This window comes from Serratia sp. 22264 (genome assembly GCF_052045345.1).
Taxonomy (GTDB): domain Bacteria; phylum Pseudomonadota; class Gammaproteobacteria; order Enterobacterales; family Enterobacteriaceae; genus Serratia; species Serratia plymuthica.
On the sequence record NZ_JBQEOY010000001.1, the window covers coordinates 578054 to 604697 of the forward strand.

General features: G+C 55.0%; 27 protein-coding genes and 1 tRNA gene. 13 read left to right on the forward strand and 15 right to left on the reverse strand.

Translation table 11 applies throughout. The features are described 5' to 3' along the window. Positions 1 to 39: 39 nt before the first annotated feature. Positions 40 to 115: transfer RNA gene (locus tag ACTJJ1_RS02795), tRNA-Lys, on the forward strand. A 303-nt stretch (positions 116 to 418) separates the two neighbouring features. Here the strand turns inward: ACTJJ1_RS02795 and ACTJJ1_RS02800 are convergent. Together ACTJJ1_RS02800 and ACTJJ1_RS02805 are read right to left on the reverse strand one after the other, a co-directional pair. Next, entirely contained in the window at positions 419 to 784 is a 366-nt protein-coding gene (locus ACTJJ1_RS02800) for a cell envelope integrity TolA C-terminal domain-containing protein (protein ID WP_041416866.1), read from the reverse strand. Positions 785 to 914: 130 nt separating this feature from the next. Continuing rightward, entirely contained in the window at positions 915 to 1409 is a 495-nt protein-coding gene (locus tag ACTJJ1_RS02805) for a DedA family protein (protein WP_440832295.1), read from the reverse strand. Positions 1410 to 1610: 201 nt separating this feature from the next. On the opposite strand from ACTJJ1_RS02805, the gene ACTJJ1_RS02810 reads away from it, so the two are divergent. Continuing rightward, positions 1611 to 1910 carry a putative quinol monooxygenase gene (locus tag ACTJJ1_RS02810; RefSeq protein ID WP_440832297.1) on the forward strand — a complete coding sequence of 100 codons (300 nt, stop codon included), beginning with the start codon at positions 1611 to 1613 and terminating at the stop codon, positions 1908 to 1910. 106 nt (positions 1911 to 2016) lie between these two features. Here ACTJJ1_RS02810 and ACTJJ1_RS02815 read toward each other — a convergent pair whose 3' ends face one another. From ACTJJ1_RS02815 to ACTJJ1_RS02835, 5 genes are read right to left on the reverse strand one after another with little or no spacing between them, the layout of a single operon-like run. Then, positions 2017 to 2742: an enoyl-CoA hydratase-related protein gene (locus tag ACTJJ1_RS02815; protein WP_122289758.1), complete on the reverse strand. Its 726-nt coding sequence runs from the start codon at positions 2740 to 2742 to the stop codon at positions 2017 to 2019. Beyond that, the gene (locus tag ACTJJ1_RS02820) at positions 2735 to 3907 is read right to left on the reverse strand and encodes an MFS transporter (protein ID WP_330762365.1); all 1173 of its coding nucleotides are present in this window, start codon (positions 3905 to 3907) and stop codon (positions 2735 to 2737) included. The genes ACTJJ1_RS02815 and ACTJJ1_RS02820 overlap by 8 nt, the downstream gene beginning before the upstream one ends. Beyond that, positions 3904 to 5115: a 5-aminolevulinate synthase gene (gene hemA / locus ACTJJ1_RS02825; RefSeq protein WP_409443435.1), complete on the reverse strand. Its 1212-nt coding sequence runs from the start codon at positions 5113 to 5115 to the stop codon at positions 3904 to 3906. The genes ACTJJ1_RS02820 and hemA overlap by 4 nt, the downstream gene beginning before the upstream one ends. 15 nt (positions 5116 to 5130) lie before the next feature. After that, a complete protein-coding gene (locus tag ACTJJ1_RS02830; RefSeq protein WP_440833589.1) occupies positions 5131 to 6342 on the reverse strand; it encodes an acetyl-CoA C-acyltransferase in 1212 nt (403 codons plus the stop codon). Positions 6343 to 6351: 9 nt separating this feature from the next. Then, positions 6352 to 7881, reverse strand: a complete 1530-nt coding sequence (locus ACTJJ1_RS02835) for a 3-hydroxyacyl-CoA dehydrogenase NAD-binding domain-containing protein (RefSeq protein ID WP_440832300.1) — start codon at positions 7879 to 7881, stop codon at positions 6352 to 6354. Between the two features lie 350 nt (positions 7882 to 8231). Here ACTJJ1_RS02835 and ACTJJ1_RS02840 point away from each other — a divergent pair, with 350 nt between their 5' ends. Beyond that, positions 8232 to 8948, forward strand: coding sequence for an autoinducer binding domain-containing protein (locus ACTJJ1_RS02840; protein WP_004942903.1), 717 nt, complete (start codon positions 8232 to 8234; stop codon positions 8946 to 8948). Positions 8949 to 9126: 178 nt separating this feature from the next. After that, entirely contained in the window at positions 9127 to 9555 is a 429-nt protein-coding gene (locus tag ACTJJ1_RS02845; protein WP_004942906.1) for a universal stress protein, read from the forward strand. 44 nt (positions 9556 to 9599) lie between these two features. Here the strand turns inward: ACTJJ1_RS02845 and ACTJJ1_RS02850 are convergent, their stop codons facing one another. From ACTJJ1_RS02850 to ACTJJ1_RS02870, 5 genes are all read right to left on the reverse strand, one after another. Further along, a complete protein-coding gene (locus ACTJJ1_RS02850; RefSeq protein ID WP_440832303.1) occupies positions 9600 to 10613 on the reverse strand; it encodes an Ldh family oxidoreductase in 1014 nt (337 codons plus the stop codon). A gap of 18 nt (positions 10614 to 10631) precedes the next feature. Next, positions 10632 to 12197: an APC family permease gene (locus ACTJJ1_RS02855; protein WP_004942912.1), complete on the reverse strand. Its 1566-nt coding sequence runs from the start codon at positions 12195 to 12197 to the stop codon at positions 10632 to 10634. A gap of 44 nt (positions 12198 to 12241) precedes the next feature. Continuing rightward, the gene (locus tag ACTJJ1_RS02860) at positions 12242 to 13852 is read right to left on the reverse strand and encodes an aldehyde dehydrogenase (NADP(+)) (protein WP_440832305.1); all 1611 of its coding nucleotides are present in this window, start codon (positions 13850 to 13852) and stop codon (positions 12242 to 12244) included. Positions 13853 to 13908: 56 nt separating this feature from the next. Next, the gene (locus ACTJJ1_RS02865) at positions 13909 to 14829 is read right to left on the reverse strand and encodes a dihydrodipicolinate synthase family protein (protein ID WP_004942917.1); all 921 of its coding nucleotides are present in this window, start codon (positions 14827 to 14829) and stop codon (positions 13909 to 13911) included. 208 nt (positions 14830 to 15037) lie between these two features. Then, positions 15038 to 15883: an AraC family transcriptional regulator gene (locus ACTJJ1_RS02870; RefSeq protein ID WP_004942921.1), complete on the reverse strand. Its 846-nt coding sequence runs from the start codon at positions 15881 to 15883 to the stop codon at positions 15038 to 15040. A gap of 390 nt (positions 15884 to 16273) precedes the next feature. Between ACTJJ1_RS02870 and ACTJJ1_RS02875 the strand changes: the two genes are divergently transcribed. From ACTJJ1_RS02875 to ACTJJ1_RS02890, 4 genes are read left to right on the forward strand one after another with little or no spacing between them, the layout of a single operon-like run. Next, positions 16274 to 17221, forward strand: coding sequence for a 4-hydroxyproline epimerase (locus ACTJJ1_RS02875; protein WP_004942924.1), 948 nt, complete (start codon positions 16274 to 16276; stop codon positions 17219 to 17221). After that, on the forward strand, positions 17221 to 18342 hold the full coding sequence (locus tag ACTJJ1_RS02880) for an NAD(P)/FAD-dependent oxidoreductase (RefSeq protein WP_440832307.1): 1122 nt from the start codon (positions 17221 to 17223) through the stop codon (positions 18340 to 18342). The genes ACTJJ1_RS02875 and ACTJJ1_RS02880 overlap by 1 nt, the downstream gene beginning before the upstream one ends. Next, positions 18339 to 18599 (forward strand): (2Fe-2S)-binding protein, encoded by a 261-nt coding sequence (locus ACTJJ1_RS02885; RefSeq protein WP_122289751.1) that lies wholly within the window; start codon positions 18339 to 18341, stop codon positions 18597 to 18599. The genes ACTJJ1_RS02880 and ACTJJ1_RS02885 overlap by 4 nt, the downstream gene beginning before the upstream one ends. Continuing rightward, positions 18592 to 19854, forward strand: coding sequence for an FAD-dependent oxidoreductase (locus tag ACTJJ1_RS02890; RefSeq protein WP_440833590.1), 1263 nt, complete (start codon positions 18592 to 18594; stop codon positions 19852 to 19854). Before ACTJJ1_RS02885 ends, ACTJJ1_RS02890 begins: the two co-directional genes overlap by 8 nt. 261 nt (positions 19855 to 20115) lie before the next feature. Here the strand turns inward: ACTJJ1_RS02890 and ACTJJ1_RS02895 are convergent, their stop codons facing one another. Continuing rightward, positions 20116 to 20475, reverse strand: coding sequence for a hypothetical protein (locus ACTJJ1_RS02895; protein ID WP_004942932.1), 360 nt, complete (start codon positions 20473 to 20475; stop codon positions 20116 to 20118). A gap of 224 nt (positions 20476 to 20699) precedes the next feature. Here ACTJJ1_RS02895 and ACTJJ1_RS02900 point away from each other — a divergent pair, with 224 nt between their 5' ends. From ACTJJ1_RS02900 to ACTJJ1_RS02910, 3 genes are all read left to right on the forward strand, one after another. After that, the gene (locus tag ACTJJ1_RS02900) at positions 20700 to 21398 is read left to right on the forward strand and encodes an extensin-like domain-containing protein (protein ID WP_122289541.1); all 699 of its coding nucleotides are present in this window, start codon (positions 20700 to 20702) and stop codon (positions 21396 to 21398) included. Between the two features lie 316 nt (positions 21399 to 21714). After that, the gene (locus ACTJJ1_RS02905) at positions 21715 to 22029 is read left to right on the forward strand and encodes a hypothetical protein (protein WP_122289540.1); all 315 of its coding nucleotides are present in this window, start codon (positions 21715 to 21717) and stop codon (positions 22027 to 22029) included. A gap of 217 nt (positions 22030 to 22246) precedes the next feature. After that, on the forward strand, positions 22247 to 22678 hold the full coding sequence (locus ACTJJ1_RS02910; protein ID WP_440832310.1) for a hypothetical protein: 432 nt from the start codon (positions 22247 to 22249) through the stop codon (positions 22676 to 22678). Between the two features lie 15 nt (positions 22679 to 22693). Here the strand turns inward: ACTJJ1_RS02910 and ACTJJ1_RS02915 are convergent, their stop codons facing one another. Continuing rightward, a complete protein-coding gene (locus tag ACTJJ1_RS02915; protein WP_004942938.1) occupies positions 22694 to 23035 on the reverse strand; it encodes a GlpM family protein in 342 nt (113 codons plus the stop codon). A gap of 116 nt (positions 23036 to 23151) precedes the next feature. After that, positions 23152 to 23376, reverse strand: coding sequence for a DUF2594 family protein (locus ACTJJ1_RS02920; RefSeq protein WP_004942939.1), 225 nt, complete (start codon positions 23374 to 23376; stop codon positions 23152 to 23154). A gap of 777 nt (positions 23377 to 24153) precedes the next feature. Between ACTJJ1_RS02920 and uvrY the strand changes: the two genes are divergently transcribed. Then, entirely contained in the window at positions 24154 to 24810 is a 657-nt protein-coding gene (gene uvrY, locus ACTJJ1_RS02925; protein ID WP_004942941.1) for a UvrY/SirA/GacA family response regulator transcription factor, read from the forward strand. Further along, positions 24803 to 26635 (forward strand): excinuclease ABC subunit UvrC, encoded by a 1833-nt coding sequence (uvrC, locus tag ACTJJ1_RS02930; protein ID WP_006324623.1) that lies wholly within the window; start codon positions 24803 to 24805, stop codon positions 26633 to 26635. The genes uvrY and uvrC overlap by 8 nt, the downstream gene beginning before the upstream one ends. The last annotated feature ends 9 nt before the right edge of the window (positions 26636 to 26644 follow it).

Here is a 26644-nt window from a genome sequence, read left to right on the forward strand (position 1 = left end):
TTGACATTGATGGCGGAGAGGCGAATAATTTAACCCGTTGGGTCGTTAGCTCAGTTGGTAGAGCAGTTGACTCTTAATCAATTGGTCACAGGTTCGAACCCTGTACGACCCACCAACAAATCATGTGGTTACAACACATTCTTGATTCCTTGTTCTCTCTGTCGTGTCATATTTGTGTCGCGATACGCAAAAATCGCGCGGATTTGCCATGTATGTTCAGAAAGGTGATCTGACGCAAGATAAGCCTGACTTTGCACTCTTCTATCGCCCCCAATCCCCCACAATCCAGCAAAATTGATAATGAAAGTCTTGTTGCCAGAATTCACCCTATAGGCGGTGTGTTCAGGTGTCGAAAACGAAGGTTGCTACCTTTGCATAGCTGTGGCCCCGTGTCTGAGGGGATTTGCTTTGCCGAACCCTAGGTTCGCTGCGGCTGAAAGACGATCACGAGTTTTTTGAAGGTTGTATAGGTTTTTTCATCCGGCGGTGCCGGGATCTCTGCTGAAAAGACGGCAGTCATGCCCGCTTCGCACAGCGGCGTAAAACCCTCAACATTATTGATGTCGGTGACCTTACCCTGGCGGTTCAGGAATATGGACATACTGCATTCTTGCCCGTAATAGCTGTCCTTTATGATCGTTTCCGTAAGTATTGCGTTGGTCACATCGTGGTAATAATCCGTTATCGCGACGCCGGTGCGTTTTGGCTCAGGGTAATTGCTGTTGCATGCGGTTAAGCTGAGCACAGCCAGGAGGGCGGTGATGGCGTTTCGCAGGAGAGGCATTTTATTCCCTTAAGTGCTGATCAGCTTCATCTGAAGCTCGTATCCCATCTGAAGATAAACGTTATTATACCCTATCATTCACCCTCTTAGGGCTTATCGCAGCGGTCGGGGTAGAAAGGTGCTCGCTGTTTTACAGTAGTTGGCCAACAGACATCAACGCCACCGCCCAAATCCCGGCGGAGAGCGCACTGGCACAGTAGACCTGTTTGCGCGGCAGCGAAATCATGCCGGCGACCAAAGGTACGGTGTAGCGCATCACGGCCAAAAAACGCGAGATAAACAACAGTGCCACGCCTTTTTGCTGCAAGGCTGAGTTAGCCTTGTGCAACGCGCTGCGGTACCTGGCCGGCAACCACTTCCCGTGTTCATGGCCCTGGAGCAATGCACCGCAATGGAAAGATAAAACGGAACCGAGCATCGCACCCAGAGCAATCGCCCCCCAGACGTAACCGTCGGCCAGCACCGGTTTGCCGGCGACAACGCCCAGCATCAGCGTAATCGATGCCGGCGGCAGCAGCGAAGAAATAAAAATAACCGACTTGCCGAACGAAAACAGAAAGATGAACAGCAGCAGAAAGCCCGGCTCCGGGCTGTATTTGGCGATAATAAGTGTCCATTCCGCCATGAAAAATCCTCATAAAATATGTCTGAGAGCCAGTGTCCCATTGCCCGCTTCAATAAAGGTTAAATATTGGGCAAGGAGCGGCGTTTTACTCGGTAACTTGCGTTATCTACGGTTCTGACGCGGTGCCGTTCGGGTGCATAAGGATAAGGATTCAGGGTAGAGTGGGCTCACATGATAGATAGCTGAAAGGGAAAAGGCGCCATGCTGAAGGTGATTGCTGAGGATTTTATCAAGATCGATTGTGTTGAAACGGTGATGCCGCTGTATCGGGAACTGGTGGAGAAAACCCGGCAGGAGCCGCTTTGCCTCTCCTATGAACTGTTTATCGATCACCAAGACCCTGGGCATTTTATTTTTGTCGAGGAGTGGCCCGATCGGGCTGCATTGGACGTACATTGCCAAACCGAACATTTCACGCGGCTGGTACCCTTGATCAACCAGTACCAAAGCAAGCCCTGTACCTTTCTGTTTATGAAACCTTTTTCTTCCACGAAGGATTAAAAGGGCAAAAAAATCCCCGCAGAGCGGGGTCAATGGCTTCTCAAAACACGGTCTTGTACTGGTTAAACGTTAGACTGCGAATGATTACCATTCACTAAGAATGTTCTCAAAAGGAGGGGGTTGCCGCTTGCCGCACCTGTTCAACCCAGCTCTGCTGGTAGCCAAACGTCGGCGTCTCATACTGCGTTAATCCATAACGGACAATGGCCTTCACCGCCCGGCTGGCGAGCGGATTTTTTTGCGCGATTTGCCGGGCGATGCTCAGCGCTTCATCCTGTGCCGAACCTTCGCTGATACGAGAGATAGCGCCGTGCCGCCAGGCCTCCTCCGCGCTTATTGTTCGGCCGGTCAACAACCAGTCGAGGGCGATATAAGGAGAGATCCGTGCCGGTAGCCGTGAACACCCTCCTTGCGCCGCAATCAACCCCAGCCCGGTTTCCGGGAAACTGAATCGTGCGTTGCGACTGGCGACGATCAGGTCGCAGGCCAACGCAATCTCGAAACCGCCGCCGTAGGCAATGCCATCGACGGCGGCAATGAGGATCTTGGCAAGGTGGGCATGCACGATGCCGCCAAATCCCTCAGGTTCGACCACCGGCAACTCCCCCAGGCGGAATGCCTTCACGTCCATCCCGGCGGAAAACGCCTCAGGATGGCCGGTCAACACAATCGCCCGCACCCTGTCATCCTGCTCAGCCCGTTGCAGATAAGTTTGAACCAGACGCGCCATATCCAGATTGATGGCATTCTTTTTCTCCGGCCGATTCAGGGTGATAACGGCAACGCCGTCATCATGGCGTTCATAAAGCACCGTAGGCAGCAGGTCATTCATGGGCTTTCTCTCCCTGGAAAAAGAACAGCGTCAGCAGCAGGGCGATGGCCCCCAGCGGCAGCGAAAACAGCGGCAGATAATAAGCCGGCAGCGTATACAGCGTCAGGCCGCCGAGCATGCCGCCGGCGGCGATGCCGGCATAGAGTACGGAACTGTTCAGTGAGACGGTCAGTGCGCCAAAGCGTTTCGATAGCGACAGCAAGTGGTGTTGGATCGGCACCAGATACATCCAGCCGGTAATGCCCCAGACCAGAAAGATCGCCAGCACCCACCAGGGGGAGGTGACGTAAAAGGTGAGCAGAAACAGCGAGACCGTTTGAATGGCCACCGAAAACAGCAGCACAAACTTGCTGCCGAGGGCATCGGTCAATACGCCGGAAACGAAATTGCCGATAACGGCCCCTACGCCGAATACCAGCAGCGCGATCGGTAAAATAGCCTCCGCGCCCAACTGGGTATGTTTCAGCAGTACGCTGACATAGCTATAAACAATATGCTCGGAACAGACGGCAAAGAAGGTGATCAGCAGCGTGGTCAACACCGCTTTTTGTCGCAGCGGGGCAAGCCGCTCCTTCAGCGTGTGTTTACCCGGTGCGGCAATGGCGCGCAGCGCCAGTGAAAGCCCCAGCAGCGAAACGGCGCCCAGCAAGGCAATCAGCAGAAAAATCTCCCGCCAACCGATCAACTTGGCCAGGAAGGTGCCAAAAGGAATGCCAAGGGCGATTGCCAGCGTCATGCCGCCGTAAACTATCGAGATGGCCAGCCCGCGGCGCTTTTCCGACACCAGCCCGACCGCGGCGGCGGCGGCTTGCGGCGTGTAGGCCGCAGCCCCCAGCGCCGCCAGCACGCGACCGGCAGAGATTTGCAAAAAACTGTCGGCAAATGCGCAAGCCAGATTACCGGCGATAAATAATACCAGGGCGATCTGTAAAATATGCTTGCGGTTGAGGTTACCAAACAGCCAGGCGGTCAGCGGGGCAAACAGCATATAGGCGAGGGCAAACACCGAGATTAACTGCCCCGCCTGAGCGGGGCTGACAGTAAAGGTGTCGGAAATCTCGGTAAGCACGCCGGCGACGATAAACGCATCGGTGCCAATGGCAAAGGTGCCGGTCGCCATCAGACAAAGCGTGAGAAAATGGCCGTTATAATCCGTCAACTTCATCCTGCTCTCCGTAATTCATTGGCGGCCCAGACTTTGCTCAATGCCGCCAGGAAATAGTCCACATCCTCATGAGTATGGGCAGAGGTCGGCGTGACGCGCAAACGCTCGCTGCCTGCCGGTACCGTCGGGGCATTTACCGGCTGCACATAAATATCGTACTCATCGAGCAGCACCTTGCTGATGTGTTTGTTCCGGTGCGGATCGCCGACCAGCACCGGCAGAATGTGGCTGTCTTCCGAAACCAGCGGGATACCGGCGGCGCGCAGGCCGGACTTAAGATGATCGATAATCGCCAGCAGGTGTTTGCGTTGATTGTCATGCTCAAGATTGTATTTAAAGCTGGCCAACGCGGCAGCCACCACCGGCGCAGGGGACGACGTACTGAAGACAAAGGCCGGCGACCAACTGCGTACCGCCTCGACCACCACGCGTGGTGCGGCGATATAGCCCCCGGCGGCACCGTAAGATTTGCCGAAGCCGCCCTGGATAATAGTGATCTTATCCAACAGGCCCAGTTGCTCGGCATAACCCAGGCCGCGATGGCCGTAAACGCCGGCGGAGTGGATCTCGTCCAGGTAGGTCAGCGCTTGATATTTCTCCGCCAGCTCCACAATCTGCGCCAGCGGTGCGAAATCGCCGTCCATCGAATAGAGCGACTCGAAGGCGATCAACTTGGGGCGATCAGGATCGGCCGCCTGCAGGAGTTCTTCAAGGTGCGCTACATCATTGTGGCGGAAGATTTTTTTCTCCGCCTTACTGTAGCGGATGCCGTAAATCATCGAGGCGTGGTTAAGCTCATCGGAAAATACGATCAGATTGGGAATGGCGTCGCAAAGGGTGGACAACGTGGCGTCATTGGCCCCGAAGCCGGTGGTGAACAGCAACGCGGACTCTTTGCCGTAGGCGCTGGCCAGCAGCGTTTCCAGTTCGCTGTGGTAGACCGAGGTGCCGGAAATGCTGCGGGCGCCGCAGGTGCCGAGACCGACGCGATTCACCGCCTCGGTGGTAGCCAGGATGACTTTGGGGTGATGGCTCATCGCCAGATAATCGTTCGAGCACCAGACGTTCAGGCGGCGCTCTCCGTCCGGCCCGTGGCTGGTGGCCCAGGGTTTATCCACCACGCTGCGTTCGAGGTTAAGGAACTCGCGGAACCGTCCCTGTTTTTTGGTTTCGGCCAGTTTTTCTTCAAGAATGTTTAATACGCTCATACGGAATTCCTTGCATTAGAGGGCTTTAATAACCAATGAAACGCCTTGGCCGACACCGACACACATCGTCACCAGCGCGTTGTTTACCTGCCGGGCGTTGAGTTCCAGCGCGGCGGAAAGCACCAGTCGCGCGCCTGACATCCCGAGCGGATGACCGAGGGCGATGGCGCCGCCGTTTGGGTTGACCCGTGTATCGTTGAAATCGATACGCCAGTTTTTCAGCGCGGCCAACACCTGCGCGGCAAACGCCTCATTAATTTCAATCACGTCAAAATCGTTCAGGGTAAAGCCGGTTCGCGCCAACAACCTGTCGGTGGCAGCGATCGGCCCGATACCCATCACCGACGGGGCAACGCCCGCACTGGCGCTGTCGCCAATCTCCGCCAGCGGTTGCAGCGACTTGCGTTTCACATAACGGCCGGAAGCCAGCAGCAGTACGGCCGCTCCGTCGTTGATGCCGGACGCGTTGCCGGCGGTGACCGATCCCTCGACGCTAAAGGCCGGTTTCAGCGCATGGAGCTTTTGCAGCGTGGTCTGGCGTGGAAATTCATCCTGTTCGAAGGTCTTGCGGGTTTTACGATCCACCTGCACCTCGAGTGGCGTGATTTCCCTGGCCAATCGGCCATTTTCAATGGCACGCCAGGTTTTTTGCTGTGAGTTCAGGGCAAAAATATCCTGATCTTCACGGGATATTTGGTGTTGCTGAGCCACGTTCTCCGCCGTAATGCCCAGCGGATCGCAACCATAGCGCTCCGCCAACTGCGGATTGACAAAACGCCAGCCCAAGGTGGTGTCGTACAGCTTGACGCTCTTGTCGAAAGGCGTTTCGCTTTTGCCCATCACATAGGGCGCCCGGCTCATGCTTTCTACGCCACCGGCCAGCACCAGTTCGCTGAGGCCGCTTTTTATTTTTGCGCTGGCGTAGATCACGGCATCCAGCCCGGATGCGCACAGCCGGTTCAAGGTTATGGCCGGCACGCTCTGATCCAGGCCAGATAACAGCGCCGCCATGCGGGCGACGTTGCGGTTGTCCTCACCGGCTTGATTGGCGCAACCCAGGATCACTTCATCGATATCCGGCTCCGCATCAGGGTGCCGTTGCAACAGTGCCCGAATAATGGCCGCCGCCATGTCATCCGGACGCGTCAGCGCCAGGCTGCCGCCGTAAGCGCCGATAGCCGTGCGCGTGCCGTCGATCAGATAGACCCCGTCGTCTTTAATCGTCATCATCTTTCCTTAGGGCGCTACGGCCAGCTCAGGCCGGGCCGCGTTCAGCAATGAGTAATGCGGGTAATAGCGCGCGGAGTGCAGCAGTTGCGCCATGTTATCCAGCGTCGATTTCACGTTTTTCTGCCCGAGTTGCGCCAACCAGGCAAAAATGCCGTCGGCATAGTTCACGCCGGCCACGGCGGCGATATCGATATCTGCCCGGCTGCAAACGCCGCTCTCCACCATGATCACCGATTCATTGATCAGGCTGCTCAGTACGCGGGCAACGATCAGGGCAGGGGAATCTTTAATAAACTCCACCTGAGCGATGACGGTTTGCAGCAGCGTCAGAAACAGCGCTTTATTCGTCTCTGTGGCATGTTGATTGTGGGCGGCCACCAGATAGGCGGTGTCGGCGTAATTCAGCGCAGCGTCAATCACGAAGGTGTCGAGAGCGGTTAAGCCGGCGAGCAGGTTTGCCGTTCTGCCATCGGTGATTTTGATCGCCAGCGCGTTATTCACCAGGATAAATCGCCCCAGTTCAGGCCGTTCCGGCAACCGCTGAACGCGCAGCGCAGGCCAGGTGGCCAGAGCGCGCTGTTGCAGATGATCGAATAAAGCGTGCTCACCATAAAAATGCAGTGAAGTTGGCGTGTCGCTCTCTGTGGTCGGGGTGGGTGGCATCGCCGGTTGGGAAGCAAAAAAAGAACGCCCGTTTTTCCTCCCCAGCAGCCCGGCATCCACCAGCGAGCGTTGCAAGTGGCCGGGGGTATAGCGAGGGTCGAACTGCATATCTTGCCAAATCTGCTTGCTGACCTGGTAGTTGATATCCTGACCGATAAAATCCGTCAGTTCTAAAGGGCCCATGCGAAAATGCCCGCCGGCCTTGAGGGCGCGGTCGATCTGTGGCGCCAGCGCCACGTTCTCCTCCAGCAGCCGGAACCCTTCCAGATAGAAAGGCCGCGCCATGCGATTAACAATAAAGCCCGGCGTGGCTTTGCAGACCACAAACTGTTTACCCAATGCTATTACCAACTTCTGGCAGCGTAGGCTGGTGGCGTGGGAGGTAAAATAAGAGGGAATGATTTCGATCAACTTCATCAGCGGCGCCGGATTGAAAAAATGCAGGCCGATAAAGCGCGGGTTGTTTTCCACCCCTGCCGCCAGTTTGTTCAGCGACAACGAGGAGGTATTGGTCGCAATGATCGCCTCCGGTTTTACCGTAGCCGCAATGGCTGCCAGGATTTCATGCTTGGTTTGCTCATCTTCCGCAATGGTTTCAATCACCAGATCGCTGTCGGTTATGGCGTCAAAGACGGCCGAGAAAATAATATTGGCTAATATCTGGCCTTTTTTCTGCAGGGTTATTTTTCCGTTATCTATTTTTCTGTCCAGGTCGCTGACAATATAGTCACGGGCCTGATTGAGATTATTACCATTGCGATTATAAAGTACGGTTCGTATGCCGTTCAGCGCCAGGAGGTAGGCGATGCCTCTGCCCATGGTCCCCGCACCAATAACGGCGGCTGAACGGATTGCCGAATTATTCTCTGCCATAGAAAATCCCCGTGAGTATTTTTCTGCATTGCCAAATTCGCAAATGCTTATAATTTATTTGGATTTGGAACGACACTGGGTGCCTAAGGCGAAGGTAATGGGTGGCGAGATGACTGTCTAACGGTAAAACTGACAGGTTTACAATAATAGGCGCTTATGGTATTCGCGTAATTTATCAGTCAGGGGGCGGTTTTAACGCGTTATTTATTAGCGATAGAGGTGATGATAGCTTTTTTTGTTATAGCCATTGTATTTTTTATACTATGAAACGGCTGTTGTAGCCAGGGAGTCACACTATAGTTAATGTTACTTATCGATTGCCGGCCCAGCTTTCTGGAGAACGTGTTTTTATGGATAACCGCATTCAGCCTTTGATGGACGCTTTACTCGACAGTGTGCACGACCGCGAGCTTTTTTTACGTCGTCTGGAACCCTGCGCCCAGGCACTGGGCTTTGAGTACTATTCCTACATTGTGTTTTCCTGCTACCCGGCCAGCCGGCCCAAAATGCTGATAGAGGGAAATTATCCTGCAGAATACCTGGAGGACTACCGCAAGCTGCGGGTGTATTTGCAGGACCCGGTTATCGATCAGGCCCATCATTCCACGCTGCAGTTTCATTGGGACGAAGAGTTCTATCAAGATAGACCGGAACTGTGGTGGCGTATGGCACAGTTCGGTATCCGTGAAGGTTGGTCACAGTCAATCAAGGACTGCTACGGTCGGTTGGGCATTCTCACCTTTGCCGGCAAAAAAATCCCTGAGCAGTCGCCGGAGGCCGGTGCGCGTAACGAAACCTTTTTCCTGTGGTTGGCGCAGATTGCTCATAAAACGTTGCGCGAAGCATTAATATCGGTGAACGACGAGGCGATCAAAGACGTGTTGACGTTGCGTGAAAAGGATATTTTACGCTGGTGCAGCGAAGGCAAAACCTCAGAGGAAATTGCCATGCTTATGGGGTTGAGTGAAAGAACCGTGAATTTTCACATCGGTAATTCGATTAAAAAATTGTCAGTTGCCAATAAAACTGCCGCCACGGCGAAAGCGGTGTATTTGCAACTCATTTGACTGATATTGCAATAATTAATCGACTAGCTGTTAACCTCGCTATGTTTATATTTTGTTAAATAACCAATTATCCCGGCCAGGAGTTACCGGCGATCACAAAAGCACGAGAAAGCGGTTCACGCACCATTCTCCCGGCAGTACCCTATAGGCACCAAGGTTTACATAGAAGGGATGTAATATGTACAAGACCATACTAGTGCCGATAGATATTGAAGAAGATCTGCTGACGGAGCATGCGTTGAAGAATGTCGAGTACCTGGCGAAAATTTCCGGAGCCAAAGTGCATTTCTTCCACGCGTTGCCGGATGCCTCGGCGTTCGTTACCGCCTATTCATTTGGCATCAAGGAGTTTGAGAATCAGGCGGAAGTAAAAGCGGTCGATAAGCTCAAGAAAATCATGTCGGAAATTGATATTCCACTGGAGCGTCTGGATTACACCATCAGCTTTGGCTCCCCGCGCGATCAGGTGCTGGAATTGGCGGAGGAAATCAAAGCGGATTTGATCATCATCGGTTCGCGCCGCCCGAGCGTGAAAACCTACTTGCTGGGATCTAACGCTGCGGCTATTGTGCGCCACGCCAATATCTCGGTCATGGTTGTCAGATAATTGGTTAAATCAGGCCCGCAGCTCAGTTTGCGGGCCTGTATCATTTAGCGGCAGAGGGCAACAATTTCTTCATACAGCGCCAGCGGCAAGGTCACGCCGTGTTGCTCGCTGTATTGCCGCATCTGAAAACGCCGCTCCCCTGGAATACGTGCCCCTTGCCCGGACATATCGGCGAACAAGGCTTCCGCTCTGGCAAAGTGAACCGCGCTGTCGGCCCCCATAAAACGTTCGGGATCCATGGCGATAATCAGTTCGCCGCCATAAGGGGAGGAGCCGGTCTGCCGATCGTAGGCCAGCGATTCCTTACTGGTCATATCGCCAATCAATGGCCCGGCAAGCAGTTCAACCATCGCTGCCAGCGCAGATCCCTTATGGCCGCCAAAGGTCAGCATCGCGCCCTGCAACACGCTGGCCGGATCGGTTGAGGGTTGCCCCTGTTCATCAATACCCCATCCTTCCGGCAGCGGCGTGCCGGCGCGGTGGTGCAGCTCGATTTCGCCACGTGCCGCGGCGCTGGTGGCCATATCGAAGATAAACGGCGGGCGCTGCGGACGCGGCCAGCCAAAGGCGATAGGGTTGGTGCCGAACAACGGGCGGGTTCCCCCGGCGGGGGTAACCCAGGCATGGCTGGGCGTGCATGCCAGCGCCACCAGCCCTTGTTCGGTTAAGGGTTCAATATCGGCCCACAGGGCGGAAAAATGCACACAGTGGTTAATGGCCAACGCCGCTATGCCGTTAGTGCGCACTTTGTCGACAAAAGCTGGGAGTGCGCGGCGATAAGCCAGCAGTGAAAAGCCGTCGTTGGCGTTCACCCGCAGGATCGCCGGAGCGCTGTCGATAAGCATCGGAACGGCGTCGGCGGACACCTTGCCGGCCAGTCGCGAGCGTACGCAGCCAAGCACCCGGTACAAGCCGTGCGAGGCGCAGCCATCACGTTCGCCGGCGGTCACATTCTGTGCGACGGCATCGGCATGTTCAACGCTGAAACCGTTGCTGCGCAGTGCACGCAGCGCGAGATGATAGGCCTCGCTCAGCGATAGCGTCTGGGTTTGCGTCATGAGATTTCTCCTTTGCGGTTACTCTTCTTCATCACCGTCGAAATTCGCCTTGGGCAAACAGGTATAGGCACCCCAGTAGTAGATCACCAGCGCAATGACTGCCACCGTCAGGGTATCCCACGGGTGACCGATGGCGTTGATACCGCCAAAGCTGCCGAGATAAGACGCCACAATAATCAGCGCGTAGAAGCCGATCAGCCACAGTGAGGACCAAATCTGCTGCCGGAGGCTGACGGCATGGGTGGGCACCTTGTTTTTGAACAGAATATAAACCACGAACATCAGGATCTGCAGGCCCAGCAGCCAGGAAACGGTGTTCCAGCCGGACCAGTAGACGATGAGTGCCGATATGATGAATGACACCGGGCCGAGCACGCAAAAGCCCCTCACGAAGAACGGGCGATGCAGGTCCGGCGCATTACGCCGCAGGCCGGCGGCGGTGACGGGCGCAATGGCGTAACTCAGTACCAGCGCGGCGGATACTACGCCGATCAGCTTCTCCCAAGAGGGGAAGGGCAGCGTCCAGAAGATCGACAGACCAAAGGTCAGCCACAGCGCGGGGCGTGGAATGCCGGACGCCCCGTCGACGCGGGTAAAGATTTTAAAGAAGGTCCCGGCGCGCGCCCAACCGTAGATCACCCGTGGCGTGGCATTCATATAGATATTGCCGGTGCCGCTCGGCGAGATAATCGCATCGCTCACCACCAGGAACGCCAGCCAACCCATGCCCAGCGTGATGGCGATATCGCGATAAGGCAGTGAGAATTGCTGGCTGATACCGGCCCAACCCCCGCTAAGCATCTCGCTGGGAATGCTGCCGAGGAAAGCCACCTGCAACAGCACATAGATGATGGTGGACAGTATTACCGACAGGATCAGCGCGATGGGAATCGTACGTTGAGGGTTTTGCACCTCGCTGGCGACCGAGATAATCGGCGTCAGACCGAGATACGCGAAGATAATCCCGCCCGCCGAAATGGCTGCTTCCACCCCTGCGGAGCCAAAGGGGGCAAAGCCCTGACTGTACAAATTTTCGGGTTTGAAGAAGTTGAACAGCACTACGATCACCAACAGCGGCACCATGAATTTAATCACGCTGATCAGGTTATTGGATTTGGCAAAGGTTTTGACGCTGTAGTAGTTAAGGGCGAAGAAGAAGCACAGCAGCACTAGCTGTACCCCCCAGCCGAATAGCGTCGGGTCGCCGGAGCCGGGTTGGCTCAAAAAGGGAAACCAGGCGGCGGCGTATTGGCGGGCGGCGACGATCTCAATCGATATCAGGCTGGAGAAGGCGATCAGGGTGATAAATCCCAACAGATAGCCCATCAGCTCGCCGTGGGAAAATACCGGATAACGGATGATGCCGCCGGCGCGCGGCAGTGCCGCACCCAGTTCACAATAGACGATACCGAGCAGTAAAACGGCCAGGCCGCCGATAAGCCAAGAGTAGATGCCCGCCGGGCCGGCAATGGAAGATACGTGGCTGGCGGCGAACAGCCAGCCGGAACCAAATATAGCGCCCAGACCGATAAACGTCAGATCGGTGAGCGTAAGCTGCTTCTTGAATTTGCCTTGGGTTGTCATAGGGTTACCCTTTTGTTATTTGATGGCATGCAGATACGGCCTGGCTAGTCATTGGCAGATAAAGTAATGGGATCCCGGGTATAAATGCCGTTAACCAGCCTTAACAGGCCAAGTGGGTTGCTGTCTTGCAACGGCGGAGGCAGTAACGCCGCGGGGTAATTCTGCAGGCAGACCGGGCGCAGGAAACGTTCGATGGCCAGCGTGCCTACCGACGTGCCGCGTACATCGCTGGTTGCCGGATAAGGGCCACCGTGCACCATGGCGTCACAGACCTCTACCCCGGTGGGATACCCGTTGAACAGCACTCGCCCGGCCTTGTGCACCAGCCGTTGAGCCAACGGAGCCGCATCGGCGTGATCATCTTCGTCTGCCAGCAGGGTGGCGGTCAGTTGCCCTTGCAGGCTCTCCAGCACGGCAGCCAGTTGACGGTTGTCTTCCACTGCCACCAGGATCGCCACCGGGCCAAAGACTTCCTCCTGAAGCAGAGGGTTGCCGCTCAGCAACAGGTTGACGTCGGCCTGATACAGTTGCGGTGCGGCCAGATGCGGTTGCTGCTCGCGGTTGCCGGCCAGATGGCGGATACCCGGCGTCTCTTCGAGCGCTTTTAATCCATTGCGGTAATGCGTCAGCGTGTCGGCATTCAACATAGGTTGGGGTGCGGCAGCATTTATCTGGGTGTTTAACTCGTGAATCAGCTGACGGAATGCTGTGCCCTGTAGGCCGAGAATCAACCCTGGCTTGGTGCAGAACTGGCCGCACCCCAGGGTGAATGAGGCAACCAGTTCCTGTGCGATTTTCTGCCCACGCCGGGCCAGAGCCTGGGGCATCACGATCAGCGGGTTAATGCTCGACATTTCGGCGAACACCGGAATAGGCTGCTGGCGGCGCATAGCCAGATCGAACAAGGCTCTGCCACCCCGCAGCGAACCGGTAAAGCCCACCGCCTGAATTGCCGGGTGCTGCACCAACTCTGCACCAATGCGATCGCCGTAAATCATGTTGAACACCCCTGCCGGGATTTGCAGTTGCTCTCGGGCCCGTTCAATCGCCTGCGCAGTTAGCTCTGCGGTGATCATATGACCGCCGTGCGCCTTGAACACTACCGGGCAACCCGCAGCCAACGCGGCCGCCGTGTCACCGCCAGCGGTGGAGAACGCCAGCGGAAAGTTGCTGGCGCCGAACACCGCTACCGGGCCGATAGCGGTGCGATATTGCCGCAGATCCGGGCGCGGTAATGGCGTTCGCTGCGGCAGGGCGCAGTCTATGCGTGCGCCATGCATATCGCCGCGACGCAACAGAGTGGCGAATAACCGCATCTGACCGCTGGTTCTGGCGCGCTCACCGCTCAGGCGAACCAATGGCAGGGCGGTTTCCTGCATGGCGAATGCGAAGAAATCCTCCTCCAGCGCGTCCAACTGATCGGCAATGGCATCAAGAAACGCCGCCCGGCGCTCGGCGCCGATTTGCGAATATGCGGTGAAGGCCTGCGCGGCGGCCTCGGCGGCGGCGGCGGCTTCAGTGGCGGTGGCCTGATGGAAGCGATGGCCGGTTGGCTGGCCGTTATCGGCACGCAGGCTGATCAGCGTAGCTTCTCCGCTGGCACGGCGTTCGCCGCCGATAAACTGTTGGCCTCTGATGGTATAGATGTTGGGCATGTATCCCCCGTCAGGAAAATGAGAGTGCCCGGCAGACGGCCGGGCGAAGGTGGCGATTACAGGCCGACGTCCGGCAGTTCGGGGCGGGTTGCCAGCGCCTTTTTGATCACTGCCGTGACTTCCGCCAACGTGTCGCCTTGCAGCGCCAGGCGCGGGGGACGGGTAACTGCGCTGCCTCGGCCCACCAGCTCTTCACATAGTTTGATGCACTGCACCAGATCCGGCCGTGCATCGAGGTGCAGCAGCGGCATGAACCAGCGGTATAGCGACAACGCTTCTTCAAAGCGTTTTTGCTTCGCCAGGCGGAACAGCGTTTCTCCCTCACGTGGGAAGGCATTGGACATCCCGGATATCCAACCTTCGGCCCCGACGGCGATGCTTTCCAGCACCACGTCGTCCAGCCCGGCGAACAGGACAAAACGATCGCCAACCTCGTTGCGTAGATCGATAAAGCGGCGGGTGTCGCCGGAAGAGTCTTTGAAACACACGATATTTTCGCAGTCGACCAGCGAGGTCAGGATGTCGGGCGTTACGTCGTTTTTGTAAATGGGTGGGTTGTTGTAGACCATGATCGGCAGATCGGTGGCGGTGGCGACGCTGCGAAAGTGTGCGGCAGTTTCGTGGGGTTTGGCGGAGTAAACCAGTGCAGGCATCACCATAATGCCGTCGACACCGGCTTTTTGCGCTTCGCGTGCCATATTGCGCGCAAAGGCGGTGGTGAATTCGGCTATGCCGGCGATCACCGGCACCTGGCCCTGGGCCGCATCCCGCGCTACCTCAATGACCGACAACTTTTCCTGTACCGTCAATGACGTGTTTTCGCCGACGGTGCCGCACACCACCAGACCTGAAACGCCGTCCTTGACCAGATTTTTGATTACCGTATGAGTGGCGTCGAGATCCAGAGAGAAATCACTGCGAAACTGGGTGCTGACCGCCGGGAACACGCCGCTCCATTTAATGGTTTTATGACTCATAGTGTTTATCCTGTCGTCCAAGTTTGTTAATCGGTGGTGAACTCTTGGTGAAATCCAACCACAGATTGACCTGTATTGTTCGCAGGGGCTTGACGGTTTTCGCCGAATGCCACGACGAAATTGGCACAGTAACGCAGATCATCGGGCGGCAAAAAACCTGAGGGTTCTTCCGCCGAGAAAAGAGAGCAGGGGGAGTAATATCAGCCGGTTAAGGGATTATCGTTAGCCGGAAATCGCGAGGGGTCAAGCCGGTCATCGACTTGAACTGACGGCTGAAAGCGCTGTGATCGGTATAGCCGCACTGCAGGGCAATGTCGGTGATGGGTAAATCACCGGCCAGCAATTCGGTCGCTTTTTCCAGCCGAACCTTGTGGATCATCTGGCGTGGCGTGAGGTGAAAAATGCGTTTGCAGTAGCGTTCGATCTGCGCCACGGAAAGAGCGGTGAGCGTTGTTAGCTCCTCGAGGGCGATCGGCCGGGCGTAATGTTGGCGAATATAGACGTCGATGGCCGCCAGCCGTTGATAGGCCGGGTGATTGGCTTTGGCCTCCTGCAGGTCATGCGAGATGCCCGCCATGCCAATGATTTTGCCCTGCGCGTCATACAGCGCCAGTTTTTGTGTCAGGCACCAGCCGGTTTCCCGACCGTTATACAGATGCATTTCCAACTGATCCTGAATCAGCACCCCGTGGCGTAACACCCGGAGATCCTGCTCGGTATAACCTGAGCCAAGCTGGGCGGGAAAGACGTCTGCTGAGGTTTTTCCCAGCAATGGCATGACGGTTTTGAAACCACAGCGCTTGGCCAGCGTCAGGTTGGCCAACAGGTAACGCGCCTGCGCGTCCTTGATAAAGAACACCACGTTGGGGATGGCGTTGAGCAGCGGGGCGATCAGCGCCAGCGAATTCAGCAATTCGTGCAGGTTGTTGGGGCGCTGTTGCGCCAGGCCATCGCACAGGCGGGACAGCTGTTCTACGGCGAATACGTCATCTTCCTGCTCATCAATAACGGGCTGGGGAGGAGTAACAACCTGATGGTCATGGGCTAATCGCATAGCAATACCTTTTCCCGCTGTTTGACACCGAACCTGAGGCGGTTCGGGCAGGCCATTCTTGGCGCCGTTAATCAATATTAACTTTCTGATAACTTTTCAAGCGCAGCTGCCAAATATGCGCATTGCCGCATACTTTTTCTTTTTGCAGATCAGTTTTTAGAAAATAAAACGGCTGCCACCTCGCAGTTTTAGAAATAGCACATCAATAACACAATGATAAATAAGTCATTCTTATGGCATTCGGAACGGAGCTGTGCGACGTCGGTTAAACGCCGCTGCGGGCATTATGCTGATTTCTGCATTTGCCGCGCCGAAATGCATCAAGCCGCCGTCGGCGTATTCGGTCAGGCTAAGGCTATCGGTAACATGTCATTAACTCAGGAGGCTCCGATGGCACTTTCTTCGCATTTCACCGGACTGCGGGCAATCGATTCCCACACCGGCGGGGAACCCACCCGATTGATTATCGAGGGATTCCCCGATCTGGGCAGCGGCAGTATGGCGGAACGCAAAGCATTGTTTGCACAGCAGTATGACGACTGGCGCTGCGCCGTCATTCTGGAGCCTCGCGGCAATGATGTGCTGGTTGGGGCATTATTGTGCCAGCCTTGTTCACCGCAGGCCGCCGCCGGGGTGATTTTCTTCAACAATGCCGGCTATCTGGGCATGTGCGGCCACGGCACTATCGGGCTGGTCGCCTCGTTGGCTTATCTGGGGCGGATCAGCGCCGGGGAGCATTTGATTGAAACCCCTGTCGGTACGGTCAATGCCACGCTGCACCAGGACGGCAGCGTCACGGTGGAAAACGTGCCCGCCTACCGTTATCGCCGACAGGTGGCGGTCGAGGTGAAGGACTATGGCGTCGTGACGGGTGATATTGCCTGGGGGGGGAACTGGTTTTTCCTGGTTGCCGAACATCCTCTTGCCATTACTACGCAAAATCTGGAGGCGCTTACCGCCTTCTGCTGGGCGGTACGGCAGGCGCTGGAGCTGGCGGGCGTTTATGGGGAAGACGGCGGTGTTATCGATCATATTGAACTGTTCGCCGCCGATCCGCAGGCTGACAGCCGCAACTTCGTGCTATGCCCCGGCAAGGCCTATGACCGTTCGCCCTGCGGTACCGGCACCAGCGCCAAGTTGGCTTGCCTGGCGGCCGACGGCAAATTGCCTCCGGATGAAGTCTGGCGCCAGGCTAGCGTGATTGGCAGTGAATTCAGCGGCTATTACCGGCGCAATGGCGATCGCGTAATCCCTTTTATTCGCGGGCAAGCTTACATTTGCGCCGATAGCCGGTTGCTGCTGGATGAGCGTGACCCCTTCGCCTGGGGAATACGGTGATGGCCGTCGGCAGATGCGCAGAGGCGATAGTGGTAGGCGCCGGCATTATCGGTGCAGCCTGTGCCTGGCGGCTGGCACAGGAAGGGCATCAGGTGTTATTGGTGGATAATCAGCGCCCCGGTGCGACAGCAGCAGGCATGGGGCACCTGGTCTGTATGGATGATAATCCCGCTGAATTGGCCTTGAGCGCTTATTCGCTACAACTGTGGCGCGGGGTGCTGGAGCGCATGCCGGAGAGTTGTGCCTGGCGCGGTTGCGGCACGCTATGGCTGGCGGAGCGGGAAGACGAGATGGCTATTGCCGAACTAAAGCAGCGGCGAATGGCGGAATATGGCGTGCTTGGCGAGACGCTCAGTGCTGCGCAGATTGCTCGTCTTGAGCCCATGCTGCGGCCCGGTCTGGCGGGTGGGTTGCAGGTGCCGGGCGACGGCATTGTCTATGCGCCCAACGTCGCCCGATGGTTACAGGTTGATGCAGGGTCGGCAATCAGGGTGATTGCTGATGAGGTGGTCGTGCTGGAGGAACAAGCGGTGGTGCTGGCTAGCGGTAAGCGCCTGACGGCCCCTGTAGTGGTGCTTGCCTGCGGCCTGCAGGCCGATAGGTTGTTAGCGCAGCCGTTGCTGAAAGCCAAAAAAGGGCACTTGGCGATCACCGATCGTTACCCGCAGAGGGTGCGCCACCAATTGGTTGAATTAGGTTATGGTGCCAGCGCACATGCCAGCGGCGGCACTTCAGTGGCATTCAACGTTCAGGCGCGTCCAACAGGCCAACTGCTGATTGGTTCTTCGCGACAATTTGATTCACCCGACGCCGATATCGACTTGCCGTTGCTGGCGGCAATGCTGATGCGCGCGGAGGCCTTTTTACCCGCGCTGGCGCAACTGAATATTATCCGTTGCTGGACAGGTCTGCGCGCCGCTTCGGCCGATGGTTTGCCGCTATTGGGGCCGCACCCGCAACATCGCTGGTTATGGTTGGCATTGGGGCATGAGGGGTTGGGGGTGACGACCGCGTTAGGCAGCGCTGCACTGATTGCGGCACAGATCCAGCATCACCGGCCGGCGATTGACGATACTCCCTATCTTGCTGAACGGGTGTTTAGCGAGGTGTTGTCGGTATGAGCGAAGAACATAGTTTGCTGATGCTAACAATTGATGGTGAAAGCCTGCGCGTGCCTGAGGGTTGCAGTGTGGCAGCAGCGCTTAGCCTGAGCGGGCAGGATCGCTGCCGTTACTCGGTCTGTCGGCTACCGCGAGCGCCGTTTTGCGGCATGGGTATTTGCCAGGAGTGTCGTGTCACGGTGAACGGTCTGCGGCGGCTGGCGTGCCAGACCCTGTGTCAGCCTGGGATGCATATTGAGAGGATCAATGATGAATAACCTCGCGTGCGACGTGCTGATTATCGGCGCAGGGCCAGCCGGGTTAGCCGCAGCTTGCACCGCTGCACAAAGCGGCCAGTCGGTGTTGATGCTTGACGATAACCCTAACCCAGGTGGACAAATTTGGCGCGATGGGCCGGGAGTAATATTGCCGGTACTTGCGCAGCAGTATCGGCAGGCGGTTGGGGCGCTGAATAACGTGACGTTGCTTAACGCCGTCAAAATCGTGGCCCATTGCGGGCGGCAGCAAATCCTCTATGAGAGTGCTGTGGGTAGTGGACTCGTCGATTATCAACGCTTGATCTTGTGCTGCGGTGCGCGGGAGCTTCTGTTGCCGTTTCCCGGCTGGACGTTGCCTGGGGTGACCGGTGCCGGTGGGTTGCAGGCACAGATAAAACAGGGGCTGCAAATTAAAGGGGAACGGGTGGCCATTGCCGGCAGCGGGCCGTTGCTGCTGGCGGTGGCCGATAGCGTTACCAAAGCCGGTGGTGACGTGGTATTGCTGGCGGAACAAGCGTCCGCTCGGCGGTTGGCGGGGTTCGCCAGCGGGCTGTGGCGCTGGCCGACAAAGCTACACCAGTCATTGACTCTACTGCATCGCCGTTATCGCCCTGACAGCTATGTGCTGGCGGCGTTGGGTGGGCAACGGCTGGACGCGGTGAGGGTTCAGCAAGGCAGGAGAGTGGCGATGCTGCCTTGCGATCGGTTGGCCTGCGGTTTTGGACTGGTGGCAAATATTGAGCTGGCGATGCATTTGGGGTGCCGCATTTCCAATCACAGGGTCGCTGTGGACGAGTGGCAGCAAACCAGTCTGCCGCCGATTTATGCCGCCGGAGACTGTACCGGCGTTGGCGGCAGTGAGTTGGCACTAGCCGAGGGAGCCATCGCCGGTTATGCCGCAACCGGCAATATGGAACAGGCGCAAGCATTAATGGGGCAGCGTGATAAGTGGCGGCATTTCGCTGGAACGGTAGAGCGCGCTTTTATGCTAAACCCTGCGCTGAAAACACTGGCGATGCCTGACACGCTGCTGTGCCGCTGCGAGGATGTGCCGTTGGGGCAGGTCTGCGAGTTCTCTGGCTGGTCGGCGGCCAAGTTGGGCAGCCGCTGCGGTATGGGAGCCTGTCAGGGCAAGATTTGCGCGACGGCGGCACGTCACCTTTTTGGTTGGCCGTTGATGGCCCCCCGGATCCCATTGACGCCGGCCAGAACAGAAACGCTGGCCCGACTGGGCCGCACCGAGAGCGACGGATAAGCATGCTACACTCAGGCATAATAACCAGAGAGTTCGGGTGGGCAAAGGATGACAAATGCACTGATTACGCTGGCACTATGTCTGTTGCTGATGCCGTTGTTGTTATGGCTGATTGGTCGTGCTCTGTCGGCCACAAAGGATAAAAAGCCAGAGAGAAATAAGTCTAAACCGAAGGCTGGCATGCCACACGGCGACGATCAATAGCTGCCGGTTGCAGGCAGGGTAACAGGGTTCGGCATGCCGAACCCGTTGCCCGCTTTGTCAGTATTGTGGCCAGTAATAGGTTTTCTCGTGCCAGCCTTTGCCATACATGCAGGCTTCGATGGTCGCCGAGCGGGCGGCCTCATTGCGATCATTCTGTACCGTTTTGAACGAGGGTTGTTTTTCGTAACGGTAGCCTTCTGGACAATCCTTCTTGTCTTTTTTACAGCTTTTGTATTGGTTTTCGTAGGCAAACTCAAAATCTCTCACCATATCTGGTGGAAAACGTTCATACCCCTTGCCTTTGCATTCGGCATATTCCGCATCGCGGGTGGCGTTGCCAGCACCGGGTTTTTCCCATTGGGTGCAAGCGGTCAATGTCAAGAATGGCAAAATAATCAAAAAATTATACGTCTTCATAGTCTCCCTAACTCTTTCTGTCGTCCTAAATACACGTGCTAAGAATCATCCTAGACAACGTAAGGCAGGAGTGTAATAAAATGATGTTAAAATTGGAAATGATAATAATTATTGTTTAGGTAAGATTGAGGTTACGCTGGCGAAGCCTATATGTGTGGCTTTAAAGTCGCAGCCGATAATGCTGTGGGTAAGTGCTGAGGTTTTGGGTTTAGGGGGAGAATGGCATGCGACGTACGCTCGTTTTACTTTTGGTATTACTGGCGCTGGCTATGCTGCTGCCCTGGGCAAGCCGTTATTTACCCCCAGGCTATCATCCTTTCTCTCCTTTAACGCTGGACGATCCCCCAACCCTGGTCACTCGCCTTAAACTGCGGTTGTTGGCCAATGATCCTGTGGCTTGCATGGCCATTTTGACTCAGGCAAGGGACGCGGGGCGTATCGCTTTTAGCCTGCCTGGCGACAGCCAGGGCAAATGTCCGCTGGTTGCGCCGGTGCGGGTGCAAAATTTTGGTGAGGTACGCCTCAGCTCCAGTTTTCTTGCCAGTTGCCCGCTGGCGCTGAGCAGCGCAATGTTCGTTGGGCAAATCGCCGCGCCGCAGGCACAACGGCGGTTTGGCGTGAGGCTGGCGCGTATTGATCATCTTGGCAGCTACGCTTGTCGCAATATCTATCATCGACCAGTGGGAAGGCTCAGTGAGCATGCCACTGCGGAGGCTTGGGATATTGCCGGTTTTCGTCTGGCGAATGGTCAACGGCTGACAATATTGCGCGACTGGCCGGAGCAAAGCACTGCGGGAAGCTATCTGAAAGCGCTGTTCGAAGAGGGATGTGGCTTTTTCGGCAGTGCGCTAGGCCCGGAATATAATGCCGCTCATGCAAATCATTTTCATTTTGGCATGCAGGGGTATGGGTTGTGCAGGTAAATGGTAATGGCGAAAGCGAGTAATAAAGCAATAATGTTTTTTGGTTATAGTGTCGATGCTAAGTTTTTTCTGATTTTATGCCCGGTATATTTATAGGATTTTTACCTAAAAGGCGTGGTTTATTTTTAGCTGCGGTAGGGGTTGGGAAAAAAGGTTGCTTGATTTGTGCAGGTTTATCCAACTTTTAAATCCATACAGAATTAAAACTATTATTCGAATGGCCAGTAATGCGATTGCAATTCACCTATAAATTTTTTAGATTCAGGAGCGATAAATGATTTTCATGATGATGAAGGCGTGAATAAGGGAGTCTTATTTGTTGAATAAACCTGAAATACCTAAAGATAACGATAATTTACCTTCATTATCAGTTGATTATGTTCGATTTAGAAACCTATCCGAGGTTGGTGATGCCTTTGGTTATGGCCGTACCCGTTTTTATCAGTGGTGTCGGGGGCGAGGTTTTCTTACTCTGATGAATGCACCTTCCCCAGAGATGATAAGCCGAGGATACATGCTGACTGGACTGTCGGAAACCGGCTACCCGCGAGTTTATGTCACAGAGGATGGATTTAACTATGTGGGTGGAATTTTTCAAGATGATATCAAGAAGCGTATGGTTAAATTCTAAATAGATTAAAAAAATCCTTATCTATTTCAATATAATAACAAAGAATTTTCCTAGTGTGACGGAACGTCCTTTGATCATCATCGCGATGGGCAGCGAAAACTCGTTTGACGTCGGACTTCTCCCCAGCCCACTGGAAGTTATCCTATTTTTCTATTGATGGCGCGCTGCCGCCTATTCTCTTGCTACTATGAAGATTGGTTTTTTCTAGGAGCTCAGGATGAAGCATTACGCCGTGTTATTTATTACAAGCTTACTGTTGTCTGGCTGCGCCACGCAGGCGGTTCCGCCGCAACAGGCTGAGTTGCCGCCGCCCAGCCGATTGATGCTTTATCAGAATGTGCCGCAAACGCCTTATGCCACGGTGGTGGTGGTGCGTGACAGCGGGATGTTGGCGGGGAGTTGCCGCACCGGGGTTTATATCAACGGGGAGTTTGCGGCATCGCTGGCGGCAAAAGAGAAGGCCGAGTTTCGAGTGCCGGTGGGGAATAACGAAGTTAGCATCGGGCAGGATATGATCGAAAATAGTCTGTGCATCTGGCGCGATACCAGCGGCCGGTTACCGATGACGCTGCGCGCCGGTGAGAGCCGTTACTTCCGCATTGCGGGCGATATGCAACGCGGTTTTGTGTTGCAGGCCGGTAAACCGTAATCAGGCGGGGCGCATTCAGCGCCCTTGCCACCATCCCCACAGAGTGATCAATAGCCACGCTGCAGCAATCCAGCACAACACCGCCGCACTCAACGCCCAAGACAATCTCATGCTGTTGATAAACAAATACAACGAGATCAGATACACCAGATAGGGAAGAACCGCCCACATGCCGAAAATCAGCGTGGTTCTCAGCGCTTCGATCGAGCGTTCGCTGCCGACAATGTAATGCGCAATCAGTGCAAAGGTGGGAAATAGCGGCACCAGGCCGGCAATATAGTAGCTGCGACTTTTGGCCAGCAGGCCGATTAAGACTACGACCAAAGCGCCGATCAACGCTTTAACGAGGATGCCCATAGGTTTCTCTGGCGTAAATAAAAATACACTGCCCGAAATAATGTGGGAGATCAATTGCTCATGAAAATCGTGAGGGAAACGGGCCTGCGGGAATGGCAGGCCGGATGGACGGCAGCTTACTGACGGTAAGCGTGCTTAATTTGTTGGATACTGTTTTTAAAGATTTCGGCCTGAGCCGGGTCTTCAATCTGTGCGATAAAGCGTTCCATTTTGATAATGACTTTCCCGGCATCCGCCTGGCCGATCGATTTCAGGATCAGCGTCAGCGTCGCTTTAAGACAGGCGACTTCTGTCGCCAGCGTTTCCGGGTTTGCAGACGTAGTGAAGTCAACGTTGCTCATTTTCTCTCCTGATTTTTGGGCCGTAGCCTGAAACAATATGCATTTTGATGCGCATCAGCACCGATTTCATTCACTCTGGCATGCAGATGCGTATTTATCTGGGCGCGGAGTATAGCATAGCATCCGATATCCATCTGCACAGATAGCGCTGGAACTGCGCCATTCAGCGGTTATCGGTGTGTTAACGCGGCGGTTATCGTTTGTGGGCTATAGCGCAGGCGTGCAGTGGATTAATCAATACCCCGGCATCCGTTCGGCAACGGGAAGAGGACAGAATAAGTGACAGTTATTTCGTTGGGGTTAATAAGTATTTGCCCGGTATGTTATTATCAACTTATGGGGGCCATTCTAATTATCAACGTGGCTGCCTTGCTCTTTGGCACCTAATTTTCTGCTGAATAATTTTCTTTCGTGACGTTTTTTCCTGAGAAGCAGAACGGCAGTTATCGTCTCGTTTTATTTCAATGAATTACAACGCAATTGCATTCGTGTTAATATTATCTACGTTGCTATTTCTTACATTGATTTTACCCGCGCTTTATGACTGGTGCGGTATCATAGGCAGGAATCACACCCACTAATATTTCCGCTGTGGGGGGCCGCAGAGAACGGCTTTATCGGGCTGGGCGGATGACTAAAATTCAAAAATCAGCGCCGTTTCGCAAAGTTAATCGGGAGTTAGTATTAATCTGTGTTCATTCTTGGCCGAAAAACAAGTAATATCTCAGGCTATAACAGAGGCTGATTGCGTTACTCCCTTTTTTTGGAGATTTTTCCTTGATTAGCGTTCTTCTTGTTGATGACCACGAACTGGTGCGCGCAGGGATACGACGCATTCTTGAAGATATCAAAGGTATAAAAGTTGTCGGGGAGGCCCAGTGCGGTGAAGACGCCGTGAAATGGTGCCGTGGCAATGCTGTAGATATCGTTCTTATGGATATGAATATGCCGGGCATTGGCGGGCTGGAAGCTACGCGCAAGATTGTACGTTATGCGCCCGACGTTAAAGTCATCATGTTGACTATTCATACTGAAAACCCATTGCCTGCCAAGGTGATGCAGGCAGGTGCTGCAGGCTACCTGAGTAAGGGGGCTGCGCCGCAGGATGTGGTTAACGCCATCCGGTCGGTGCAGGCAGGCCAGCGCTACATCGCATCGGACATTGCCCAGCAGATGGCATTGAGCCAACTGGAGCCGCAGACGGAAACCCCGTTCAGTTGCCTGTCTGAACGTGAACTGCAGATTATGCTGATGATCACCAAAGGCAAAAAGGTGAATGAGATCTCGGAACAACTGAACCTCAGTCCTAAAACGGTGAACAGCTACCGTTATCGTATGTTCAGTAAACTGAATATCAGCGGTGACGTCGAATTGACACACCTGGCTATCCGACACGGATTGTTCAATGCGGAGACGTTGTTAAGCAGTGAGTGACCGTTTTGATGCCAAAGCTTTTTTAAGCACCGTAACCAGCCAGCCCGGCGTCTACCGTATGTATGACGCCACTGGTACGGTTATCTACGTCGGTAAAGCCAAAGATCTGAAAAAACGCCTCGTCAGTTATTTCCGCCAGCAGGTGGGAAGCCGAAAAACCGAGGCGTTGGTTAAAAATATCGCACAAATAGATGTAACTGTTACGCATACCGAGACAGAAGCGCTATTACTGGAACATAACTACATAAAGTTATACCAGCCGCGATATAATGTTCTTTTGCGAGACGATAAATCTTATCCGCTGATCTTCCTTAGCGCAGACAGTCATCCGCGGTTGGCGGTTCATCGTGGTGCTAAACATGCCAAGGGTGAATACTTCGGCCCGTTTCCCAACTCTTATGCCGTGCGCGAGACATTAGCGCTGTTGCAGAAGCTATTTCCGATACGCCAGTGCGAGAACAGCGTGTACCGCAACCGCTCGCGCCCTTGCTTGCAGTATCAGATCGGGCGTTGCCTGGGGCCTTGCGTCGCCGGACTGGTAAGTGAGGAGGAATATCAACAGCAGGTAGACTATGTGCGCCTGTTCCTGTCAGGCAAGGATCAGCAGGTGTTGCATCAGTTGATCGAACGGATGGAAAACGCCAGTAAGGCATTGAATTTCGAAGATGCAGCGCGTATCCGCGATCAAATCCAGGCGGTGCGGCGTGTGACGGAGCGCCAGTTCGTTTCGGGCAATAGCGACGATCTGGACGTGATAGGCGTGGCGTTTGAAGCAGGCATGGCCTGCTTGCACGTATTGTTTATCCGCCAAGGCAAAGTGTTGGGCAGCCGCAGCTACTTCCCGAAGGTGCCGGGGGGGACCGAGATGAGCGAAGTGGTGCAGACCTTTGTCGGGCAGTTTTATTTACAGGGCAGCCAGGCTCGCACTCTGCCAGCAGAAATCCTGCTAGACTTCAATCTGCCCGAAAAAGACCTGTTGGCGGAGTCGCTCTCCGAGTTGGCTGGTCGCAAGATTCAAATCCAAAGCAAACCGCGTGGCGATCGTGCGCGTTACCTTAAACTTGCGCGTACCAACGCCGCGACCGCGTTGACAACCAAGCTTTCGCAACAGTCGACGATTCATCAGCGGTTGGCAGAACTGACGAAGATCCTGAATCTTTCTGAGATTAACCGCATGGAATGCTTTGACATCAGCCACACCATGGGTGAGCAGACCGTCGCTTCCTGCGTGGTTTTCGACGGCAACGGGCCGCTGCGTTCGGAATATCGGCGCTATAATATCGCCGGCATTACGCCAGGGGATGACTATGCCGCCATGGCGCAAGTGCTGAAACGACGCTATGGTAAAGCTCTGGAAGAGAACAAAATTCCGGACGTTATTTTTATCGATGGCGGTAAGGGCCAGCTTGGTATGGCGATCGAGGTGTTCAACTCACTGAACGTTACCTGGGATAAAAACAAACCTTTGTTGATTGGTATCGCCAAAGGCGCAGATCGCAAAGCCGGCCTGGAAACATTGTTCTTTGTACCGGAGGGCGAGGGGATTTCTCTGCCTTCGGATTCGCCGGCGCTGCATGTGATCCAGCATATCCGCGATGATTCGCATAACCATGCGATCACCGGGCACCGACAGAGAAGGGCAAAAGTTAGAAATACCAGCGCGTTGGAACTGATCGATGGCGTTGGGCCAAAACGGCGACAGGTGCTGTTGAAGTATATGGGTGGACTTCAACCATTATTGAACGCCAGCGTTGAGGAAATTGCAAAAGTGCCGGGTATTTCACAAGCATTGGCAGAAAAGATCTACAATGCATTGAAACACTGAGGGCAATGT

Excerpts from the sequence above, each read along its gene's own strand:
- hemA (WP_409443435.1), bottom strand. The coding sequence starts at position 5,115 with ATGAGCGTATTAAACATTCTTGAAGAAAAACTGGCCGAAACCAAAAAA.
- ACTJJ1_RS02840 (WP_004942903.1), top strand. The coding sequence starts at position 8,232 with ATGGATAACCGCATTCAGCCTTTGATGGACGCTTTACTCGACAGTGTG.
- ACTJJ1_RS02815 (WP_122289758.1), bottom strand. The coding sequence starts at position 2,742 with ATGAATGACCTGCTGCCTACGGTGCTTTATGAACGCCATGATGACGGC.
- ACTJJ1_RS02915 (WP_004942938.1), bottom strand. The coding sequence starts at position 23,035 with ATGGGCATCCTCGTTAAAGCGTTGATCGGCGCTTTGGTCGTAGTCTTA.
- ACTJJ1_RS02875 (WP_004942924.1), top strand. The coding sequence starts at position 16,274 with ATGGCACTTTCTTCGCATTTCACCGGACTGCGGGCAATCGATTCCCAC.
- ACTJJ1_RS02880 (WP_440832307.1), top strand. The coding sequence starts at position 17,221 with ATGGCCGTCGGCAGATGCGCAGAGGCGATAGTGGTAGGCGCCGGCATT.
- ACTJJ1_RS02835 (WP_440832300.1), bottom strand. The coding sequence starts at position 7,881 with ATGGCAGAGAATAATTCGGCAATCCGTTCAGCCGCCGTTATTGGTGCG.
- ACTJJ1_RS02800 (WP_041416866.1), bottom strand. The coding sequence starts at position 784 with ATGCCTCTCCTGCGAAACGCCATCACCGCCCTCCTGGCTGTGCTCAGC.
- ACTJJ1_RS02890 (WP_440833590.1), top strand. The coding sequence starts at position 18,592 with ATGAATAACCTCGCGTGCGACGTGCTGATTATCGGCGCAGGGCCAGCC.
- ACTJJ1_RS02820 (WP_330762365.1), bottom strand. The coding sequence starts at position 3,907 with ATGAAGTTGACGGATTATAACGGCCATTTTCTCACGCTTTGTCTGATG.
- ACTJJ1_RS02855 (WP_004942912.1), bottom strand. The coding sequence starts at position 12,197 with ATGACAACCCAAGGCAAATTCAAGAAGCAGCTTACGCTCACCGATCTG.
- ACTJJ1_RS02865 (WP_004942917.1), bottom strand. The coding sequence starts at position 14,829 with ATGAGTCATAAAACCATTAAATGGAGCGGCGTGTTCCCGGCGGTCAGC.
- ACTJJ1_RS02920 (WP_004942939.1), bottom strand. The coding sequence starts at position 23,376 with ATGAGCAACGTTGACTTCACTACGTCTGCAAACCCGGAAACGCTGGCG.
- ACTJJ1_RS02805 (WP_440832295.1), bottom strand. The coding sequence starts at position 1,409 with ATGGCGGAATGGACACTTATTATCGCCAAATACAGCCCGGAGCCGGGC.
- ACTJJ1_RS02845 (WP_004942906.1), top strand. The coding sequence starts at position 9,127 with ATGTACAAGACCATACTAGTGCCGATAGATATTGAAGAAGATCTGCTG.
- ACTJJ1_RS02850 (WP_440832303.1), bottom strand. The coding sequence starts at position 10,613 with ATGACGCAAACCCAGACGCTATCGCTGAGCGAGGCCTATCATCTCGCG.
- ACTJJ1_RS02870 (WP_004942921.1), bottom strand. The coding sequence starts at position 15,883 with ATGCGATTAGCCCATGACCATCAGGTTGTTACTCCTCCCCAGCCCGTT.
- ACTJJ1_RS02910 (WP_440832310.1), top strand. The coding sequence starts at position 22,247 with ATGAAGCATTACGCCGTGTTATTTATTACAAGCTTACTGTTGTCTGGC.
- ACTJJ1_RS02810 (WP_440832297.1), top strand. The coding sequence starts at position 1,611 with ATGCTGAAGGTGATTGCTGAGGATTTTATCAAGATCGATTGTGTTGAA.
- ACTJJ1_RS02830 (WP_440833589.1), bottom strand. The coding sequence starts at position 6,342 with ATGACGATTAAAGACGACGGGGTCTATCTGATCGACGGCACGCGCACG.
- ACTJJ1_RS02860 (WP_440832305.1), bottom strand. The coding sequence starts at position 13,852 with ATGCCCAACATCTATACCATCAGAGGCCAACAGTTTATCGGCGGCGAA.
- ACTJJ1_RS02895 (WP_004942932.1), bottom strand. The coding sequence starts at position 20,475 with ATGAAGACGTATAATTTTTTGATTATTTTGCCATTCTTGACATTGACC.
- ACTJJ1_RS02885 (WP_122289751.1), top strand. The coding sequence starts at position 18,339 with ATGAGCGAAGAACATAGTTTGCTGATGCTAACAATTGATGGTGAAAGC.
- ACTJJ1_RS02900 (WP_122289541.1), top strand. The coding sequence starts at position 20,700 with ATGCGACGTACGCTCGTTTTACTTTTGGTATTACTGGCGCTGGCTATG.